Below are 18,206 nucleotides of genomic sequence, written 5' to 3'. Positions count from 1 at the left end.
GCCGAAGAGCACGTGCAGGCGTGCGCCGGGCGGGAGCAGGCGCCGCCCCTCGGCCAGTAGCTTCTCCAGGGCGTCCGGCGTGTGGGCGTAGTCCACCATGACGCCGAAGGGCTGGCCGCAGTCCACGCGCTCGAGGCGCCCCGGGGCGCCGGTGACCTGCGGCACGGCGGGTACCAGGCGGTTGAGGTCGAAGCCGGCCTCCGCGCAGGCAGCCAGGGCCGCCAAGAGGTTGTAGGCGTTGAACCTGCCCAGCAGCGGACTCTCCACCACGAAGTCACCCTGGAGGCCCTGCAGCCGGAACCGCGTGCCCGTAGGGCCCAGCACCAGCTCCGTGGCCCGGTAGTCCGCCTCGTGGTCGATGGCGTAGCTCCAGCATCGGCCCCCTTCGAGCAGGCGGCGGCCATAGGGATCATCCGCGTTCACCAGGAACCGGCCACTCTGGCTCCGCAGCCGCAGCTTGGCCTCGAAGTAGGCCTCCAGGGTGCCGTGGTAGTCGAGGTGGTCCTGGGTGAGGTTGGTGAACAGGCCTACCTTGAACAGGGCACCGTGCACCCGCCCCAGGCAGAGGGCGTGGCTGCTGACTTCCACCGCCGAGGCGGCATCGCCCGCGTCCACGCTTCGCCGCAGCCAACGGTAGAAGGTCGGGCTTTCCGGCGTGGTGCGCACGGCCTCCTCCTCGAGGCCGCCCGCGGCGTTCAACACGGTGCCCACCAGCCCACAGCCGATGCCCGCGCCCCGCAGGAGCTGGCGGATGAGCGTCGTGGTGGTGGTCTTTCCGTTGGTGCCGGTGACGCCGATGAGGGCCAGGTGCTCGTCCGGCGTGCCGTGCAGACGCCGGGCCATCTCGGCCATGCGCAGGCGGGGATCGGCGAGGAAGGTGCAGTTGGCGACTTGCTCTGGCGTGTTCACGCCAGCGCTGGAAATGACGGCCATGGCACCTTGGGCAAGGGCCTGGGGCACGAAGGCGGTGCCGTCGACCTTCTCTCCCTGCAGGGCCAGGAAGGCCCAGCCGGGCTGGACTTCGCGGCTGTCGCTGGTGAGGTCCACCACGTCGACGTCGGGACCGGAGCGCCGGAGGGCGACCCCATCGATGAGTGCGTCGAGCTTCATGGCATCCCCGCTTTGATCTTCACCACGGTGCCCGGCTCGAGTGCGACCCCCGGCTCGGGGCTCTGACCCAGCACCCGGGTGGCCGTCGAACCGGGGGTCGTCTCCACCCGCGGAGTGCCGCCCACCAGCACCACGCGGTGGATGGCCGCCTTGAGGCTGAGCCCCTTCAGATCGGGCACCCGGCCCCGCTCGACATGCACGGCGGCCTCGTCGGTCTCGCTGACGGGCCAGTCACGCAGGGAGAGCTTCAGGTCGGCTTCGCGGTCGGGATCGGGCGAGGTCTCCCGGAAGCGCAGGATGCCATCGCCGATGCGCTTGAAGAGCGGTGCCGCCACGTCGCCGCCGGTGGTGTCCCCGGCCGGGTCGTCGAGCATGACCAGCACGCCGAACTGGGGCCGGTCCGCCGGGAAGAAGCCCATGAAGGAGGCGAAGTGGCGTTTGGGGTCGTACTTGCCGTCGATGAGCTTGCGGCTGGTGCCGGTCTTGCCGAAGGCTTCGACCCCGTTGTCGAGTTTGGCCCGCTTGCCGGTGCCCTGGGTCAGTACACCCTTGAGCGTCTCCTTCATGAGGTTCGCGGTCTCCTCGCTAAGGACCTGGACCCGCACAGTGGGCTTGATCTCCTTCATCAGCAAGCCCTTGTCGTTGTAGATGCGCTGCACAAGGATCGGCTGCATGAGCTTGCCGCCGTTGGCCAGCGCACATCCGGCCATGAGGATCTGAAGGGGCGTGGTGTTCAGGCCGTAGCCGTAGGAGAAGGTGTACTGGGTGGGTACGCTCCACCGGTCCGGGGCGATCATGCGGCCCTGGCTCTCCCCGGGGAAGTTGAGCCCGGTGGGATCGCCGAAGCCGAACTTCCGAAGGTACTGGTAGTGGACCGCGGGATCCAGGCGGATGCCCATCTTGGCGGCGCCGATGTTGGAGCTCTGCCAGAGGATCTCCTCGAAGGAGAGCACGCCATGCCGGTGCGTGTCCGTGATCGGGGGGACCTTGGGGCTGTAGAGCCACCGCCCGCCCAGGCAGTCGATACGCTCGCCCAGCCGGACCTTGCGCTCCTCCAGCGCGATGGCGGCGGTGAAGATCTTCATGGTGGAGCCCGGCTCGTAGACGTCCTCGACGGGATGCACCTTGCGGGCCGCCTTCTGCCGCTCCAACTCGCGCCGCAGCTCCTCGCGCTCGCCCGCCGAGAGCTCGGACTCGGCGCGATTCCGGAACTTCTTCGGCAGGATGTGGTTGGGGTCGAAGGTGGGCGTGCCGGCCATGGCCAGGATCTCACCCGTCTGGGGATCCACGACCACCGCATAGGCCGTGCGCGGCCGGGAGATGCGCATGCCCTCCTCCAGCGCGTCCTCGACGATGTGCTGGATGGAGGCATCGATGCTGAGCTGGAGCGAGGCCCCGTTCACGGGGATCTGGCTGTAGTTCTCCTGGAGGATGAGCAGCTTGCCGTGGGCATCCCGGGGGGCGATGAGCTCCCCCTTCAGGCCCGCCAGCTCCTTGTCCTTGTTCTGTTCGATGCCCAGCTGGCCCACCCCGTCGATGTTCGTAAAGCCGATGATCTGGGCCGCGAGGCTGCCTCGCGGATAGAAGCGGCGGCTCTCGGGCTGGAACTCGATGCCGTCCAGCCCCATGGCGCGGATCGCGGCCACTTTCATGGGCGGGAGGTGCCGCTCGAGGTAGACGAAGGTCTTCTTCCGCAGGAGCTTGTCCAGCACCTGCCCCTTGGTCTGCTCGAGGATGGGGGCCAGTCTCGCGGCCACCTCGGCGGCCGCCTTGCGGTCGGGATTGCCCCACTGGCGCTCGTCGCCCTTGCCCGGTTTGTAGTCCGGGTAGAACACGCGGGGATCGGCGAAGAGGCTCTCCACCTTGATCGAGATGGCCAGGGGCTCCCCGCGGCGGTCCCGCAGCTCGCCGCGGATGGGCGGCACGGGCACCACGGTCGTGTGCTGCTGGTTCGCCTTGGCCCGGTACCGCTTGTGCTCAACGCCCTGCAGCCAGAGCAGTCGGAGCAGAATGAGCAGCCCCCAGAAGGCCATGCCGCCCATGATCAGAAGCATGCGGCGGCCCAGCAGGTCCTGGGGATCCTGCCGTCCCAGCAGGCGCCGGGAGGCATGGGGTTCGGTGGCGAAGCGGAGGGACACGGGGGACGACCTGGGAGGCGCTGGACCCGGACGGGCCCAGCCTCTAGCCTACAGCCCCTCGGATGACACGGGACGCAGCTTGGCGATGCGCTGGTCCTCGGGTGTGAAGCCACGGCGGATCAGGTGGCCCTGCTTGCGGGGCTGGAGGCCGGCCTTCTGGGCGTAGACCTGCACCTCCTCGTCGCGCTGGAACCGGCTGCGCTCGAGCATCAGCTTGCGCTGCAGTTCCTCTTCCTTGCGGATGCGCTCCTTGAGGTCGCCCATGGCGTAGCTCAGGCGGGTGCTCTGGATCTTCAGGTAGGCCAGGGTGCCCAGCGGCAGGGCCAAGGCCAGCACCAGCAGCAGCATGCGCAGGATGCCCTCGCTCTCCACCATGCGGGTGGGGGCGTTGGAGCTCGGAAGCGTTCCGGCAACCATGGGGACCTCGTTCAGGAAAGGCGTTCAGCCACCCGCAAGCGGGCGGAGCGGGAGGGGGGATTCGCGGCGGCCTCAGCCTCGCTGGGCGCGATGCCACCGGCATGGATGAGCTTGATGACCTTGGGGAGTTCGGCCGGGGCGGTGCGACCCGGGCCGTCATAGATGCCGGCGAGGCGGCGCAGGGTCTGCTTGACGATGCGGTCCTCGAGGCTGTGGAAGCTGATGACGGCCATGCGGCCGCCAACACGGAGGTGGGAGATGGCGGCTTCGAGGGAGGACGCCAGGCGGTCCAGCTCGCCATTCACGGCGATGCGGATGGCCTGGAAGGTGCGGGTGGCAGGGTCGCTGTGGCCCTTACGCTTGGCGGGTTCGCGGGGGATCACGGTGTAGACGGCCCGGGCCAGGTCGTGGGTGGTATCCAGGTGGCCTTCGTGGAGGGCCCGCAGGATTGCCCGGGCGATGGGCCGACTCGCGCGCTCCTCGCCGTACTGGTAGATGGCATCGGCCAGGCTTTCGTCGGTCTGCTCGGCAATCCAGGCGCGGGCGGAGAGACCATGCTCCTGGTCCATGCGCATGTCGAGGGGGCCCTCGTCCCGGAAGCTGAAGCCCCGGTCGGGAGAGCGGAGCTGGAGGGTGGAGACACCGAGATCAGCCAGGATGGCGTCGAAGCCCTCGGGCGCCTGGGCAGCCCGCCAGGCGAGGAAGTGGGGCTCCTCCCAGAGGTCCTCGTAGGCGCTGGCCAGGATGCTCAAGCGCCCGTCCGAACCCAGCCGCTTGGCGGCCAACGCACGGGCTTCGGGATCCCGATCCACGCCTAGGTAGCGCGCATCAGCATCGGCCCGCGCCAGCAGGGCCTCCGCATGGCCGCCCAAACCCAGCGTGAGGTCCAGGATGCGGGCCGCGGGGGGCAGGACGAGGTTGTTCATTACGTCCTGGAGGAGGACCGGCACGTGGACGGGGGTAGGGATCGTCATCATCAGATCCCCAGGTCCGCGAGCTGGGCCAGGTCGTCGGCGCCCAGGGGCTCGGCGGCCAGACGGCGCTGGAAGCCGGCCTTGTTCCAGAGGGCCAGGTGGTCCATCTGACCCAGCACGGCGACTTCGCCGGTCAGCTGGGCGGCCTCGCGCAGGATGGGCGGGATGACGAAGCGGCCCTGGGCATCGGGCTCCACTTCGCTGCCGAAATAGGCCGTGGTCTCAAGAAACTTGCGCTTGGCGGGGCTGGTGGATGGCAGGGCCGCCAGGCGTGCCTCGATGGCCTCCCAGACCGGCAGGGGATACAGGCGAGCAGAGCGACCGTCCAGGGAAGTCAGGTAGTGCCGCAGGACTCCGTCCCCCTCGCCCTGAGCGAAGGATTCCAACTCGGCCTTGAAGGAGGAGGGGAGCTTCAGTCGGCCCTTCTCATCCACTGTGGCCGGTGAGTTTCCACGAAGTCGCAGCACCGGTATCGCCTTTCAACCCGTTGCCCAGAAAAGACCGATGAGCCCGAAGTGAGACCACTTTGATCCACTAAAACCCACTTTTCTCCACTGAGAACCACTTCGAAGTGTATAAACCCCTTGAAAGTCAACAAGAGGAAATAAAAGCGAAAATTCATCCCTCTAGGGAGCTGACGCCACGGAAAGAAAGGCCTCCCGCGGCGTCATGGCTTGATTCCGCAGGGATCACCGGCTCACAGGTCGGCGAAATTAAAACGGTCTGGATCGAGAAACATTCAGGAGTGGAGTATCTTCGGGGTCATCCTCGCCGACTAAACGAGCCGCCATGCTCCTCCGAGCCGACCTCCGACATCTGATCTGCACGCTCTCCGACGCGCTCGACCTGGTGGGCGTGGACGATGTGGGCCACGGCAAGCGGGTGGGGGTCATGGCTGCGGAATGCGGCAGGAGGGCCGGCCTGGGGCCGGAGGAGGTCACCTTCCTCTTCGACCTCGGCATGCTTCACGACATCGGTGTGTCATCCACCCAGGCCCACCACCACATCATCACCACCTTCGCCGCGCCGGATGCCCAGGCCCATTGCGATGCCGGCGCCGCGCTACTGGCCAGCTTCCAGCCCCTGGCCTCCCTCGCCCCGGCGGTGAAGCGCCACCACACCCCCTGGACCCGGCTCATGGAGGAGGGGACCGATGCTGCCCTCGCCTGGCAGGCCAACCTGGTCTTCCTGGTGGACCGGGTGGACGCTCTCAGCATCACCTACCACGCACAGGGTTCCATCCTGCTGCACGCTCCCGAGGTCAGGGAGCGGATCCGGCAGCACTCGGGAACCGATTTCAATCCACTGCTCGTCGACCTGTTCCTGGAGACCTCAGGCTCAGAGGCCTTCTGGCTCATGCTGGAACCCCGGCCCATGGACGACTTCATCCAGGAGGTGCACAGCCAACGGCTGGGCTACACGGCCAGCATGGGCGACCTCAGGCAGCTGGCGGAGATCTTCTCGCGGATCGTCGATGCCAAGAGCCCTTTCACGGCCGAGCACTCCCTGGGCGTGGCCGAGCTCTCCCGGTTCCTGGCCCAGAAGATGGATTTGGACGAGAGCAGCCAGCGGAGTGTGGAGATCGCGGGCCTGCTGCACGACGTCGGCAAACTCCGGGTTCCAGACGAGATCCTGGACAAGCCAGGCGGACTGAACTGGCGGGAGCGGCAGGTCATCAACACCCACAGCTTCGAGACCTACCAGATCCTGCGCCACCTGCATGGCTTCGAGGAGATCGCCCAGTGGGCCGCCCACCACCACGAGGCCCCAGGCGGCGGCGGCTACCCCTTCCACCTCGATGCCAACCTCCTGCCCCTGGAGGCCCGCATCCTGCGCATCGCGGACATCTTCCAGGCCATGGTGCAGGACCGGCCCTATCGGAAGGGACTTGACCAGGCTCAGGCCCTCACGTTCATGACAGACCTCGCGGCCCGGGGCCTGGCAGAACCCGAAATCGTGGCCCACCTCGTCGCTTGTGGCGACGAGGCCATGGCGGCGGCCCATGCCGGCGTCCGCCGCGAGCAGACCTAAGCTTCCGCCCTACTGGCAGAGCTTCCCGCCCAGGGGTTTTCCCCCCAGCAGGTGGAAGTGCAGGTGGAAGACCGTCTGGCCGCCGTCGGCACCGCAGTTGCTGATGAGGCGCCAGCCGCTGGTCTGGATTCCATGTTCTGCAGCCAGCTTCGCGGCCAGGTGGGGGACCCGGGCGGCAGCGGCCTCGGCCTCAGGGGTCAGGTCCCCAAGTCCCTCGCAGTGGGTTTTCGGAATGATCAACAGGTGGACCGGCGCCTGCGGGAAGATGTCCTTGAAGGCGAGCAGAGTATCGTCTTCGTACACGATGGCCGAAGGGATCTCCTTCCGCGCGATCTTGCAGAACAGGCACTCGCTCATCAGGACCTCCGATGTTCCACATCATTCTCCACCAACCTGAGATTCCGCAGAACACGGGAAGCATCGGCCGCCTCTGCGTGAACAACGGGGCCAAGCTCCACCTCGTGCATCCGCTGGGCTTCGAGACAACGGACGCCCAGGTGCGCCGGGCCGGACTGGACTACTGGGAGAAGCTGGACCCCACCCACTACGAGAACTGGGAGGACTTCCTGGCCAGGAACCCGGCGAAGCGGCTTTGGTTCTTCAGCACCAAGGGAGCCCGGCGCCACACCCAGGTGCCGTGGGCCTACGGCGATGGCCTGGTCTTCGGCCGCGAGACCGTGGGCCTGCCCGAGGACCTGCTCGAGGCCAATCGGGACCACCTAGTGCGCATTCCCATGCTGGGCGACCACCACCGCAGCCTCAACCAAGCCCAGGCCGCGGCCATTGGCCTTTACGAGGCCCTGAGGCAGACTGAGAACTGGTAATCCCGGGAGTTCGCATGAGCCAAGCGCCGATCCGTGTCGTCATCGCCAAGCCGGGCCTCGACGGCCACGATCGTGGCGCCAAAGTCGTGGCCCGCGCCCTGCGGGACGCCGGCATGGAGGTGATTTATACAGGCCTGCGGCAGACCCCCCAGCAAATCGTGGCCGCCGTGGTGCAGGAGGACGCCCGGGTGCTGGGCATGAGCATCCTCAGCGGCGCCCACAACCAGATCTTTCCCGAGGTGCTGCGACTGCTGAAGGAACAGGGCGCCGATGACGTGCTGGTCTTCGCCGGCGGCATCATCCCCGACGAGGACATCCCCGCGCTCAAGGCCGCGGGCATCCGCGAGATCTTCCAGCCTGGCACCAACACCGATGACATCGTGGCCTTCATCCGCAAGGAAGTCTCCGCCTGATGGCCAAGATCAGTCCCCACTTCGAGTGCACGGCCTGCGGCGCGCGCCACCCCAAGGCCATGGGCAAGTGCACGGCCTGCGGCGCCTGGGACACCGTGCAGGAGGTGCGGGGCGCCCTGAAGCGGGACCTCCAGCGGGCCGGCTCGGCCTACGCCCAAAGCCACTATTCAGGGCCCGTGGCCCTGCCGGATGTGGATGTGACCGACACCGAGCGCGTGCCCACGGGGCTGCGGGAGCTGGACCGGGTGCTGGGCGGCGGTGTCGTCCCGGGCATGGTGGCCCTGCTGGGCGGCGAGCCGGGCATCGGCAAGTCGACCCTGCTGCTGCAGTGGGCCGCCACCACGTCGGGCACCGTGCTCTACGCCAGCGGCGAGGAAAGTGAGCGCCAGATCAAGCTGCGGGCCCAGCGCCTGGGCGCGGAGAACCCGGGCATCCACCTGCTGGCGGAGACGGATGTGCGCCGCATCCTCGAGGAGGCTGAGCGGATGAAGCCGGGCCTGTTGCTGGTAGACAGCATCCAGACGCTGTTCGATCCCGACTTCGAAAGCAGTGCGGGCAGCGTGAGCCAGGTGCGGGGCTGCGCCGCCCTGCTCACCCGCTGGGCCAAGACCACAGGCACGCCCCTGGTGCTGGTGGGGCACGTCACCAAGGACGGCAGCCTCGCCGGGCCCAAGGTGCTCGAACATCTCGTGGACACGGTGCTGGCCTTCGAGGGGGACCGCCACCACCACCATCGCCTGCTGCGAGCCCTGAAGAACCGCTTTGGCGCGGCCTTCGAGCTGGGCGTCTTCGCCATGACCGAAAAGGGCCTGGTCCCCGCCGAGGGCAATCCCTTCTTCCTGGATGCCGAGCCCCGGCCCGGCTGCGCCGCCACTGTGGTGCTGAGTGGCACCCGGCCCATGGTGGTGGAGATCCAGGCCCTGGTGGCCTCCGCGGGCCTGGGCATCCCCCGCCGCACCGCCCTGGGCATCGACAGCCAGCGTCTGGCCATGCTCTGCGCCGTGGCCGAGCGCCGCGGCGGCGTTCAGCTGCACGACCGCGATGTCTACGTGAACGTGGCCGGTGGCCTGGAGATCGAGGATCCCGCCGCGGACCTAGCTGTCATCGCGGCGCTGTGCAGCAGTGCCGGGGGCCGCCTACTGGCCGAGAAGTGCCTCTTCATGGGCGAGGTGGGCCTTACGGGCGAGGTGCGTCCCGTGGCCCAGCTGCCCCTGCGCCTGCAGGAGGGCGCCCGCCTGGGCTTCAGCTGCGCCGTGGTGCCGCGCCTGGGCTTTGAAGGCAAGAGCCCCCTGGAACTGTTCCTCGAGACCAGCGTCGAGCGCCTGCGCGGCAAGGCCTGGCTGAAGGGCGTGGTAGAAGAATAGATTCCGGACAGACGCCACCAAGGTGGAAGATCCCGGGGTTTCCCGCATCCAAGGGAGCACACGGATGGGGGTGCCATGCCTGCCTGGAGGTTCCTTGCGCTTTGGATCACGCTCCTGGCGGCGTCTTTCCCTGTTCGGGCCGTCACCCTGGAGCGCATCCCATCGGCGCGCCTGAAGCGGGAGGTCTCCGTCGCCCTGCACGTGCCGTCAGCGGAGGTGACCGCCCGCTGGACCACCGCCCACCCCAACCAGCCCATGCAGCTGGTGCTCTTCCTTCCGGGTGCCTGGGATGGCCCTGAGGACTTCCTGCGCGAGGGCCTGGAGGCCTTCCTCGCCGACCAGGAATCGAAGAACGAGCTACCGCCCAGCCTCTGGGTGGCCGTCACTCACTTCCAGAGCTGGTATGCGGATCGGCTGGATGGTTCCTTCCCCTACGAGCGCTTTCTCATGGACGAGCTGCTGCCGCTCCTGGAAGCCAGACATCCAGGGTTTGGCGGGACACCGCACGCCCGCTCCATTGCAGGCCTGAGCATGGGCGGCTTCGGGGCCCTGAACCTCGCGGCCCGCACCGGGGCCTTCTCCCGCTGCCTCGCGCTGTCACCGGCCTTCGTCAAGGCCCCCTTCGACAGCTACCAGTGGTTCATCCGGCGCAGCCTGCGACGGACCTTCCCGCAGGATCCCGCCCTCTTTGCTCCCTGGAACCCATGGACGCACCTCGGAGGCTCAACCGAGCTGGTGATCGGAGCCGGCACGGAAGACCGCTACAACCTGGCTGGGGCCTGCCGCACGTTCGCCAGGCTCTCCGAGGAACGGGGCCGACCAGTCCAGGTGGACCTGCGCCCCGGCGGCCACGACTGGGCCTATTGGACCCCCACCTTCAAGGACTGGATGCCCTGGCTCATCCGGGGGCCGAGGGGCGTTCCAGGCGGGAGACCTGGCCCCGGAAGCACTGCCGCTCGCCTGGGCGGGGAATAGCAACGGCCCCGCCCCGGCGATTCTCCAGGTGTCTTTCGTCCCGATTGGCTCTAGGCTCGACCGATGACCTGGAAACCCCGTCCCCGGGCAGGGGTGGACCACCTCGCCCTGCCCCTTGATCCCAGACGGGGCTACCTGCTGTCACTGCTGGATGGCACCCTCGACGTGCCTACCCTCGCCGCGCTCATGAACCAGGATGAGGATGAGGTCACCGCCATGCTCGAGGACCTGAGGCGCATCGGGGCCCTGGAGTCGCTTCTTCCGGAACCTGCGGCAGTTCCACGGGAGGCCTCGGTTCCGGAGCCCGAACCTTGCACCACAACCCAGGATGAAGTCGAGCCCGAGGCGACCGGGGCGGAAGAGGATGACCCCCTCGCCGCCGCCAAGGCCACCACCCACCGGCAGCTCTTCGAGTTGCATTTGCACCGGCGGCCCCAGGACGAGCGGGTGGCCCAGGCACGGGTGGCGGTGGAGCCGGATCTCAGCGCCTGGTGCTTCGACCCCACGGCGGAAGTCATCCGCGCCGTGCTGGAGAATCCCCGCGTGGGCGGGATCCATGCCCGGCTCATCGCCGCCCATCACCGCACCACGGCTGGACTGGAGGCCCTCGGCGGGCGCCCGGCCTTCGCCCAGGATGGCGGCGTGCGCCGCGCTCTGCTGCAGAACCCCCTCCTGCCCCCCGGGCTCTACCGCCGCCTCTGGTCATCCCGGCGCCTACTGGACCAGTTCCTGGTGGCCAGTTCCCGCGATGCCCCGGAGCAGGTCAGGGCCATGGCCCGGGACGTGCTGCGGGCTTGCTTCAACCAGCGCGCGGGCGAGGAGCGGGCTGAGCTCATCCTCACGACGGAAGGCCGCTGCCTGGCCAGCCTTGTGGGCCTCACCCTCGATAGCCACGCCACGGCGATCCTTTGCCGGCGCACCTACACCTCCACCCTGCTGGTCCAGAACATCGCCCGCTGGAGCGCGGCCCCGCCCCAGCTCATCGCCCATCTCCGCCGCCAGGATCTGGTGAAGCGGAACCCGGTCCTGCGGCAGATGCTGGAGCGGCACCCCAACGCTACTTGAACGCCCCTAGGCGTAGAGCCGCTGGAGTCCAGGGTCCTGAGTGAGCTCCTCGATGAGGTCGCGGACGCTCACCAGCTCGCGGAGCTTGGCTCCGTTGCTGCCCGTGAAGAAGAGGCCGCTCTCCTCGTTGCCCTGCATGGCATCGGCCAGCCGGTCGGCGATGCAGTAGCCCACGGCCATGGCGCCCTTGCCGTGCCCACAGGGGGACAGGCAGTTGCTCACGCAGCGTACCTGGGGCGCGGTGCCGGCCTCGATGTTGCGCTGCAGGCTGGTGCGGACGCCCCGGGCGGGCAGGCCCACGGGGGACTTCATGAGGCCGATGTCCTCGGCCTTGGCCCGGAGAATGACCTCCTTGAAGATCGGCGAGGCGTCGCACTCGAAGGTGCCGATGAAGCGGGTGCCCATCTGCACGCCGTCGGCGCCCAGGGCCAGGAACTTCTGGATGTCCGCGTGATCCCAGACACCGCCGGCCACCAGGATGGGGAACTCGCCCCACTTGTTCCGCTCCTCGATGACCTCGGGGAGGATGTTCTCCAGCGTGTGGGCCGGATCCAGGCAGCCGTCGTGGCTGAAGCCCTGGTGGCCACCACTCTCGGGGCCTTCCAGCACCACCGCATCGGGCAGGCGGTTGTACTTCCGCTGCCACTGCTTGCAGATGACGCTCAGGGCGCGGCCGGAGGAGACGATGGGCACCAGAGCCACATCGGCATCGCCCACCATGCCTGGCAGGCCCAGGGGCAGACCGGCACCGCTGACGATCATCTGGGCGCCGCCCGCGATGGAGGCCTTGACGGCCTCCTCGTAGCCTTCGATGGCGCAGAGGATGTTCACCCCCACGGCGCCACGGCCCCCAGAGCGCTCGCGCGCCGCGCGGACGATCCATTCCAGGGCCTTGGGGGGGTTCAGCGCATCCGTGCCGTCGGGACGGCCCAGGCGCATCTTGGGGTTGGCCGAACCGTGGTAGCCCGTGCCGATGGCCGAGACCAGGCCCACGCAGCCAGCGCTGGCCACGGCGCCCGCGAGCCCTTCCCAGGAAACACCCACGCCCATGCCGCCTTGCTGGATGGGGTAGGCCAGGTCGAGGTTGCGGATCCTGAGCCGGGGCAGTGTGCAGGCCCCGCGTCGCACAAAGGCCTGGGCCATGGAATCCAGCCCGGCCATGAGGCGCGTCCGAAAGGCGGCCAGGGGAGAGGAATCGAGCAGGCCGGGCGTACGGGGCTGCAGGCCGATGGCGCCATCGGCCATGGCCTGCCGCGCTTCGGCTTCCGTATCGGCCACGGCCATGACGGGCAGGCCGAGGCTTCGGAGAGAGGCCACATCGCAGGCCCGGGCCAGCAGGGCGGCGGCGCCACCGGCTTTCGCCCTGGCGCCCTCTTCGGGGTTCTGCACAGCCACGAGGCGGGGCATGTTGGTGTGGCGGAGGATGGCCAGGGAGGGCGGCAGCTCGGCGGTGTGCAGCAGAAAGGCCACGCCAGCCTCACGGGCGGCGGACATCACGCTGTCGGCGCTGTCCCGCAGACCCCGGAGGTCCAGGCCGATCTTCGCCCCATCGCGCATGGAGGCCTTGAGCTCCTCCAGACGGGCGCGCAGCTTCGCGGCGTCCGGAAAGGCATCGGTGCGGGGCAGAGCCCAGCCGCCGGCTCGCAGGAAGGCGGCCTGGAAGTCCAAAGAACCTGGCGCCTGCCAGCCCTGGAGGGTGGGCGAGGTGGCGGTCTTGAAGAAGGACTCGGCCATGCAAGGCTCCTGGGCACGGATGGGTCTCCGCGCATAGACACCATTCTGAGGCCAAAAGGGTGGACGGGGCTCAAGCATTTGACCCGCGGTCAAGAGGCCCGAGCCCCGTCACGGAAATTCCTCAGGGCTTCACCGTGGGGGCGGCGGTCTCCACGGGATCGAGGAAGGGCATCATTCGGCGGAGTTTTCTGCCCACCTGCTCCAGGGGGTGCTCGTAGTCCGCGGCACGCTGAGCCTCGAACCACTTGCGGCCCGTCTTGTTCTCCTCGATCCAGGCTGTGGCGTAGCGGCCGTCCTGGATCTCCTTGAGGATCTCCTTCATCTCGGCCTTGGTCTGGTCCGTGACGATACGGGGTCCGCCGGTGTAGTCGCCGTACTCGGCCGTGTCGCTGATGCTGTAGCGCATGTAGCTGAGGCCGCCCCGCTGCATCAGGTCCACGATGAGCTTCAGCTCGTGGAGGCACTCGAAGTAGGCGATCTCCGGCTGGTAGCCCGCTTCCACCAAGGTCTCGAAGCCGGCCTTCACCAGGGCGCTGGCGCCACCGCAGAGCACGGCCTTCTCGCCGAACAGATCCGTCTCAGTCTCTTCCGTGAAGGTGGTCTCCAGCACGCCGGCGCGGGTGAGGCCCAGGCCCGCCGCGTAGGAAAGGGCAAGGGCCAGGGCCTGCCCACTGGCGTCCTGGTGAATGGCCACTAGCGCGGGCGTGCCCCCGCCTTCGACGAAGACCTCCCGTACGCGGTGGCCCGGGCTCTTGGGAGCCACCAGGCTCACGTCCACGGCCGCGGGGGGCACGATGCAGCCGTAGCGAATGTTGAAGCCGTGGGCGAACATCAGGGTCTTGCCCGGGGCCAGGTTCGGGGCGATGTCCTTCTGGTAGAGCTCCCCCTGCCCCGTGTCCGGGGTGAGCACCATGATCACGTCGGCCCAGGCCGCCGCCTCGGCGGGCGTGGAGACCGTCAGCCCCTGGGCCTCCGCCTTGGCCTTCGAAGCCGAGCTGGCATGGAGCCCGACGCGCACGTTGACGCCGCTGTCGCGGAGGTTGAGGGCGTGGGCGTGGCCCTGGGAGCCATAGCCGATGATGGCCACTTTGCGGGCGCGGATGAGGTCGAGGTCGGCTTCGTAGTGGATGACGGCCATGGGAGGCTCCTTGAGGTTGGTGTCGCAGAATTAGGAAGGGATCAAACGGACATGGCTTCGGGTCCCGTGCCCGTGCGGAGAGGCACGGGGGCGCGGGAGGGCGTGGGGGTGCGGGTGCCGCGGGCCATGGCCACGGCGCCGGTGCGGCCCAGTTCGAGGATCCCGAAGGGCCGCATGGAGTCCACCAGGGCGTCGATCTTGGCGAGGCTGCCGGTGCACTCGATGACGATGCTGTCCTCGGCGATGTCCACCACGGCGGCCCGGAAGACCTGGGCCAGCTGGAGCACCTCGGAGCGGACTTCCGGGGCCGTGGCCACGCGCACCAGGACGAGGTCACGGACCACCATGGGTCGGTCCCCCAGTTGCTGGACCTCCAGCACGTTCACGAGCTTGCGCAGGTGTTCCACGGCCTGGCGCACGGTCGGTGCCTCAGCGTCCACCACAATGGTCATGCGGGAGAGGCCCGCACGCTCCGTGGGCCCCACGGTGAGCGAGTGGATGTTGAAGCCGCGCCGCCGGATCAGTGAGGCCACGCGGGTGAGGACGCCGGGTTCGTCGTCGGTGTAGACCACGAGCACGTGGGGCATGTGACCTCCTTTCATACGGGATCCGAGCCGGTCTCAGCCAGGACGCTGGGGCGCCGGATCATCTCGTGGAGCGCCGCGCCGGCGGGCACCATGGGGTAGACGCTGTCCTCCTGCTCGACCTTGAACTCGATGAGCGCCGCACCCTTGGCCTCGCGGGCCCGGGCCACGGCCGTGGCGACCTCCGCGCGGGTCTCCACCCGCTGGCCGGGGATGCCGAAGGCCTCGGCCAGCTTCACGAAGTCCGGCGACAGGATGGGCGTCGCGGCATAGCGTCCCTCGTAGAAGAGGGCCTGCCATTGGCGGACCATGCCCAGGTAGCCGTTGTTGATGACGGCGATGTTCACCTTCACGTCCTCCTGCACGGCGGTCATCAACTCGGCGAAGGTCATCTGGAAGCCACCGTCGCCGGCCACCACCCAGACCTCGGCCTCAGGCCGGGCGATCTTGGCACCGATGGCGGCCGGCAGCGCGAACCCCATGGTGCCGGCGCCGCCGCTGGTGATGAGGCTGCGCTCCCCGTCGTGCTTGTAGTACTGGGCCTCCCACATCTGGTGCTGGCCCACGTCCGTCACCACCACCGCCTCGCCCTTGGTGAGCCGCCAGAGGTCATGCATCACGTGGGCGGCATAGAGGTGGCCATCGTCCGGCAGGTTCTTGATGTCGCGCACGGCGGAATCCCCGCGCCACTCGCGGATGGTGCCCAGCCAGGCGGAGCGGTCCGCCACGGGCACCTCCGGCAGCAGGGCCCGCAGCACGGCGCCCAGGTCCGCGGCGATGGCCACGTCCACGGGCACGTTCTTGTTCAGCTCGCTGGCGTCGATGTCGATGTGGATCTTCTTCGCGTGGGGCGCGTACTCCTTGAGCTTGCCGGTCACGCGGTCATCGAAGCGCATGCCGAAGGCCAGCAGGAGATCCGCCTCCTGGATGGCCCGATTCACCCAGGCCTCGCCGTGCATGCCCATCATGCCTAGGCTCAGCGGGTGGGTGGCGGGCACAGCGCCCAGGCCGAGCAGGGTCAGGGCGAAGGGGATGTCGGCGCGCTCGGCGAGGGCCAGCACTTCGGCCCGGGCGCCGGACAGCTGGATGCCGTGGCCGGCGAGGATGACGGGCCGCTTGGCCTCGCGGATGAGCTCCAAGGCCTGGGCCAGGTCGGCCGGCTTCGGCGTGGGCGGAATGTGGCGCAGGTGGCGCTGGGGCAACGCCGCCTCCCAGTCCAGGGTCGCCCGGGACTGCTGGGCGTCCTTGGTGATGTCCACCAGCACGGGGCCCGGCCGCCCGCTGCGGGCCACGGCGAAGGCCTCGCGGAGGGCGGGGACGATGTCCTCGGCCCGGGTCACCAGGTAGTTGTGCTTGGTGACGGGGATGGTGATGCCCGTGATGTCCACTTCCTGGAAGGCGTCCGTGCCCAGCAGGGCCGAACCCACCTGCCCGGTGATCGCCACCAGCGGCGTGGAGTCCAGCATGGCAGTGGCCAGGCCCGTCACCAGGTTCGTGGCGCCCGGGCCGGAGGTGGCCACCACCACGCCCACGCGCCCGCTGGCCCGGGCGTAGCCGTCCGCCATGTGCACGGCGCTCTGCTCGTGGCGCACCAGCACGTGCCGGATTGTGTATTCGGTCATGGCATCGTAGGTGGGCAGAATGGCCCCGCCGGGATAGCCGAAGACGGTGTCCACGCCCTCGCGGAGGAGGCTCTCCCAGATGAGCTGGGCACCGGTGAAGGATCCTGGTTCGGACATGCGTTCCTCCTTCACTGGGCGACCGTGATGGCGCCTTCGGAGGCGCTGGTCACGGTGGCGGCGTACTTGGCGAAGACGCCAGTGCGGTAGCGCGGGGTCGGGGCCTGCCACTCGGCCCTTCGCCGGGCCAGCTCGTCGTCGGCGACCTTCAGGTCGAGGCGCCGAGTGGGCACGTCGAAGACCACGGTGTCGCCCTCCCGCACCAGGGCGATGGGGCCGCCCACGAACGCCTCGGGCGCCACGTGGCCAGCCATGAGGCCCCGGGTGGCGCCGGAGAAGCGGCCATCCGTCAACAGCGCCACAGTCTCGCCCAGGCCCGCGCCCATGAGGGCCGCAGTGACGCCCAGCATCTCTCGCATGCCCGGCCCTCCGCGGGGCCCCTCGTAGCGGATGACCACCACGTCACCATGGTCGATGCGGCCTGCCTGGACGGCGGCGAAGGCCTCGTCCTCGGTCTCGAAGACCCGCGCCGGTCCGGTGTGGTGCAGGCGTTCATGGCCGGCCACTTTGATGACGCAGCCCTCAGGCGCCAAGCTGCCCTTGAGGATCACCAGGCCGCCGCTGGCCTTGATGGGATTCGCGAAGGGGCGCACCACCTGCTGGCCCGGAGTTTCCTGGGCCGAGGCGAGCTCTTCGGCCAAGGTGCGACCGGTGACGGTGAGCGCGGCGCCGTGGAGCTTGCCACCCTCCAGCAGGCGCTGGGCCACCAGGCGGATGCCGCCGGCGGCGTGCAGGTCGGGCGCCGTAAAGCGACCGCCGGGCTTGAGGTCCGCCAGCAGGGGCGTCCGGGCGCTGACCTGGTCAAAGTCATCGATGGTGAGCGGCACGTTCGCCTCACGGGCCAGGGCCAAGTAGTGCAGCACCGCATTGGTGGACCCGCCCGTGGCGGCCACGGAGGCGATGGCGTTCTCGAAGGCCTCCCGCGTGAGGATGGCGCTGGGCCGCAGGTCACGGCGGAGCAGGTCCATGACGATGCGGCCGCAGGTCTCGGCCGCATCGCCCTTGCGCGGATCCTCCGCCGGAATGCCATTGAGGCCCATGGGACTGAGGCCGATGAGCTCCAGGCTCGCGGCCATGGTGTTGGCCGTGAACTGGCCGCCGCAGGCACCGGCGCCGGGACAGGCCGCGTCCTCCACCTTCTTCAGGCCCGCATCATCGAGCTTGCCTGAGCTGTGGGCTCCCACGGCCTCGAAGACATCCTGCACGGTGAGGTCCCTGCCGTCGCACTCGCCGGGTGCGGTGGAACCTCCATAGAGGATCAGACCGGGAATGTCGAGGCGGGCCAGCGCCATGGCCACGCCGGGGTTGGTCTTGTCGCAGCCCGAGAGGCAGACCAGGCCGTCGAAGGCGTTGCCGCGGGCCACCAGCTCGATGGAATCCGCGATGACCTCGCGGCTCACGAGGGAGGCCTTCATGCCTTCGGTTCCCATGGTGATGCCATCGCTGATGGAGACCGTGCAGAACTCCATGGGGGTGCCGCCGGCGGCGCGGACGCCCACCTTCACGCGCTCGGCCAGCTCGCGCAGGTGGTAGTTGCAGGGGCCGATCTCGGTCCAGGTGTTCGCGATGCCTATGATGGGCTTGGCCAGATCCTCGTCCGTGAAGCCGATGGCCTTCAGCATGGCCCGGGCCGGGGCGCGGTGGGCCCCCTGGGTGATGACCCGGCTGTGGCGGTTCAGGGGCTGGTCACTGGCGGTCAT

At 68.8% G+C, this 18,206-nt stretch carries 17 protein-coding genes; 6 read left to right on the top strand and 11 right to left on the bottom strand.

Features of this window, described 5'->3' with window-relative positions; genetic code table 11:
* The 5 genes from WAS25_RS05045 to WAS25_RS05025 form a co-directional block, all read right to left on the bottom strand.
* Window positions 1-1,110, bottom strand: a 1,110-nt coding sequence (locus WAS25_RS05045; RefSeq protein WP_422310424.1) for a Mur ligase family protein, incomplete at its 3' end; no start/stop codon positions are given.
* Window positions 1,107-3,248 carry a penicillin-binding transpeptidase domain-containing protein gene (locus tag WAS25_RS05040; protein WP_422310423.1) on the bottom strand — a complete coding sequence of 714 codons (2,142 nt, stop codon included), beginning with the start codon at window positions 3,246-3,248 and terminating at the stop codon, window positions 1,107-1,109. The genes WAS25_RS05040 and WAS25_RS05045, both read right to left, overlap by 4 nt.
* Window positions 3,249-3,296: 48 nt before the next feature.
* Window positions 3,297-3,665 carry a hypothetical protein gene (locus WAS25_RS05035; protein ID WP_422310422.1) on the bottom strand — a complete coding sequence of 123 codons (369 nt, stop codon included), beginning with the start codon at window positions 3,663-3,665 and terminating at the stop codon, window positions 3,297-3,299.
* Window positions 3,666-3,676: 11 nt separating this feature from the next.
* Entirely contained in the window at window positions 3,677-4,639 is a 963-nt protein-coding gene (gene rsmH / locus WAS25_RS05030; protein WP_422310421.1) for a 16S rRNA (cytosine(1402)-N(4))-methyltransferase RsmH, read from the bottom strand.
* Window positions 4,640-4,641: 2 nt separating this feature from the next.
* The gene (locus WAS25_RS05025) at window positions 4,642-5,106 is read right to left on the bottom strand and encodes a division/cell wall cluster transcriptional repressor MraZ (protein WP_422310420.1); all 465 of its coding nucleotides are present in this window, start codon (window positions 5,104-5,106) and stop codon (window positions 4,642-4,644) included.
* 322 nt (window positions 5,107-5,428) lie between these two features.
* Here WAS25_RS05025 and WAS25_RS05020 point away from each other — a divergent pair, with 322 nt between their 5' ends.
* Window positions 5,429-6,670: an HD-GYP domain-containing protein gene (locus WAS25_RS05020; RefSeq protein WP_422310419.1), complete on the top strand. Its 1,242-nt coding sequence runs from the start codon at window positions 5,429-5,431 to the stop codon at window positions 6,668-6,670.
* Between the two features lie 9 nt (window positions 6,671-6,679).
* Here the strand turns inward: WAS25_RS05020 and WAS25_RS05015 are convergent, their stop codons facing one another.
* Window positions 6,680-7,027 carry a histidine triad nucleotide-binding protein gene (locus tag WAS25_RS05015; RefSeq protein WP_422310418.1) on the bottom strand — a complete coding sequence of 116 codons (348 nt, stop codon included), beginning with the start codon at window positions 7,025-7,027 and terminating at the stop codon, window positions 6,680-6,682.
* Between the two features lie 11 nt (window positions 7,028-7,038).
* Between WAS25_RS05015 and WAS25_RS05010 the strand changes: the two genes are divergently transcribed.
* The 5 genes from WAS25_RS05010 to WAS25_RS04990 all read left to right on the top strand — a co-directional run bounded on the left by WAS25_RS05010 (window position 7,039) and on the right by WAS25_RS04990 (window position 11,311).
* On the top strand, window positions 7,039-7,494 hold the full coding sequence (locus tag WAS25_RS05010) for a tRNA (cytidine(34)-2'-O)-methyltransferase (RefSeq protein WP_422310417.1): 456 nt from the start codon (window positions 7,039-7,041) through the stop codon (window positions 7,492-7,494).
* Window positions 7,495-7,508: 14 nt separating this feature from the next.
* A complete protein-coding gene (locus WAS25_RS05005) occupies window positions 7,509-7,907 on the top strand; it encodes a cobalamin B12-binding domain-containing protein (protein ID WP_422310416.1) in 399 nt (132 codons plus the stop codon).
* On the top strand, window positions 7,907-9,271 hold the full coding sequence (gene radA, locus WAS25_RS05000) for a DNA repair protein RadA (protein WP_422310415.1): 1,365 nt from the start codon (window positions 7,907-7,909) through the stop codon (window positions 9,269-9,271). Before WAS25_RS05005 ends, radA begins: the two co-directional genes overlap by 1 nt.
* 75 nt (window positions 9,272-9,346) lie before the next feature.
* Window positions 9,347-10,246, top strand: coding sequence for an alpha/beta hydrolase (locus WAS25_RS04995; RefSeq protein ID WP_422310414.1), 900 nt, complete (start codon window positions 9,347-9,349; stop codon window positions 10,244-10,246).
* A 63-nt stretch (window positions 10,247-10,309) separates the two neighbouring features.
* Complete coding sequence (locus WAS25_RS04990) at window positions 10,310-11,311, top strand: hypothetical protein (RefSeq protein ID WP_422310413.1); 1,002 nt, start codon at window positions 10,310-10,312, stop codon at window positions 11,309-11,311.
* 6 nt (window positions 11,312-11,317) lie between these two features.
* On the opposite strand, the gene WAS25_RS04985 is transcribed toward WAS25_RS04990, so the two are convergent.
* The 5 genes from WAS25_RS04985 to ilvD form a co-directional block, all read right to left on the bottom strand.
* Window positions 11,318-13,045, bottom strand: a complete 1,728-nt coding sequence (locus tag WAS25_RS04985) for an NAD(P)H-dependent flavin oxidoreductase (RefSeq protein ID WP_422310412.1) — start codon at window positions 13,043-13,045, stop codon at window positions 11,318-11,320.
* A 121-nt stretch (window positions 13,046-13,166) separates the two neighbouring features.
* Window positions 13,167-14,183 (bottom strand): ketol-acid reductoisomerase, encoded by a 1,017-nt coding sequence (ilvC, locus tag WAS25_RS04980; RefSeq protein ID WP_422310411.1) that lies wholly within the window; start codon window positions 14,181-14,183, stop codon window positions 13,167-13,169.
* 41 nt (window positions 14,184-14,224) lie between these two features.
* Window positions 14,225-14,770: an acetolactate synthase small subunit gene (gene ilvN, locus WAS25_RS04975; RefSeq protein ID WP_422310410.1), complete on the bottom strand. Its 546-nt coding sequence runs from the start codon at window positions 14,768-14,770 to the stop codon at window positions 14,225-14,227.
* An 11-nt stretch (window positions 14,771-14,781) separates the two neighbouring features.
* Window positions 14,782-16,506, bottom strand: a complete 1,725-nt coding sequence (ilvB, locus tag WAS25_RS04970; protein ID WP_422310409.1) for a biosynthetic-type acetolactate synthase large subunit — start codon at window positions 16,504-16,506, stop codon at window positions 14,782-14,784.
* A gap of 11 nt (window positions 16,507-16,517) precedes the next feature.
* Window positions 16,518-18,206, bottom strand: coding sequence for a dihydroxy-acid dehydratase (gene ilvD / locus WAS25_RS04965; protein ID WP_422310408.1), 1,689 nt, complete (start codon window positions 18,204-18,206; stop codon window positions 16,518-16,520).

The sequence above is a fragment of the Geothrix sp. genome, from assembly GCF_049292215.1.
GTDB lineage: Bacteria > Acidobacteriota > Holophagae > Holophagales > Holophagaceae > Geothrix.
This window is presented reverse-complemented; position numbering and strand designations above follow the sequence as displayed.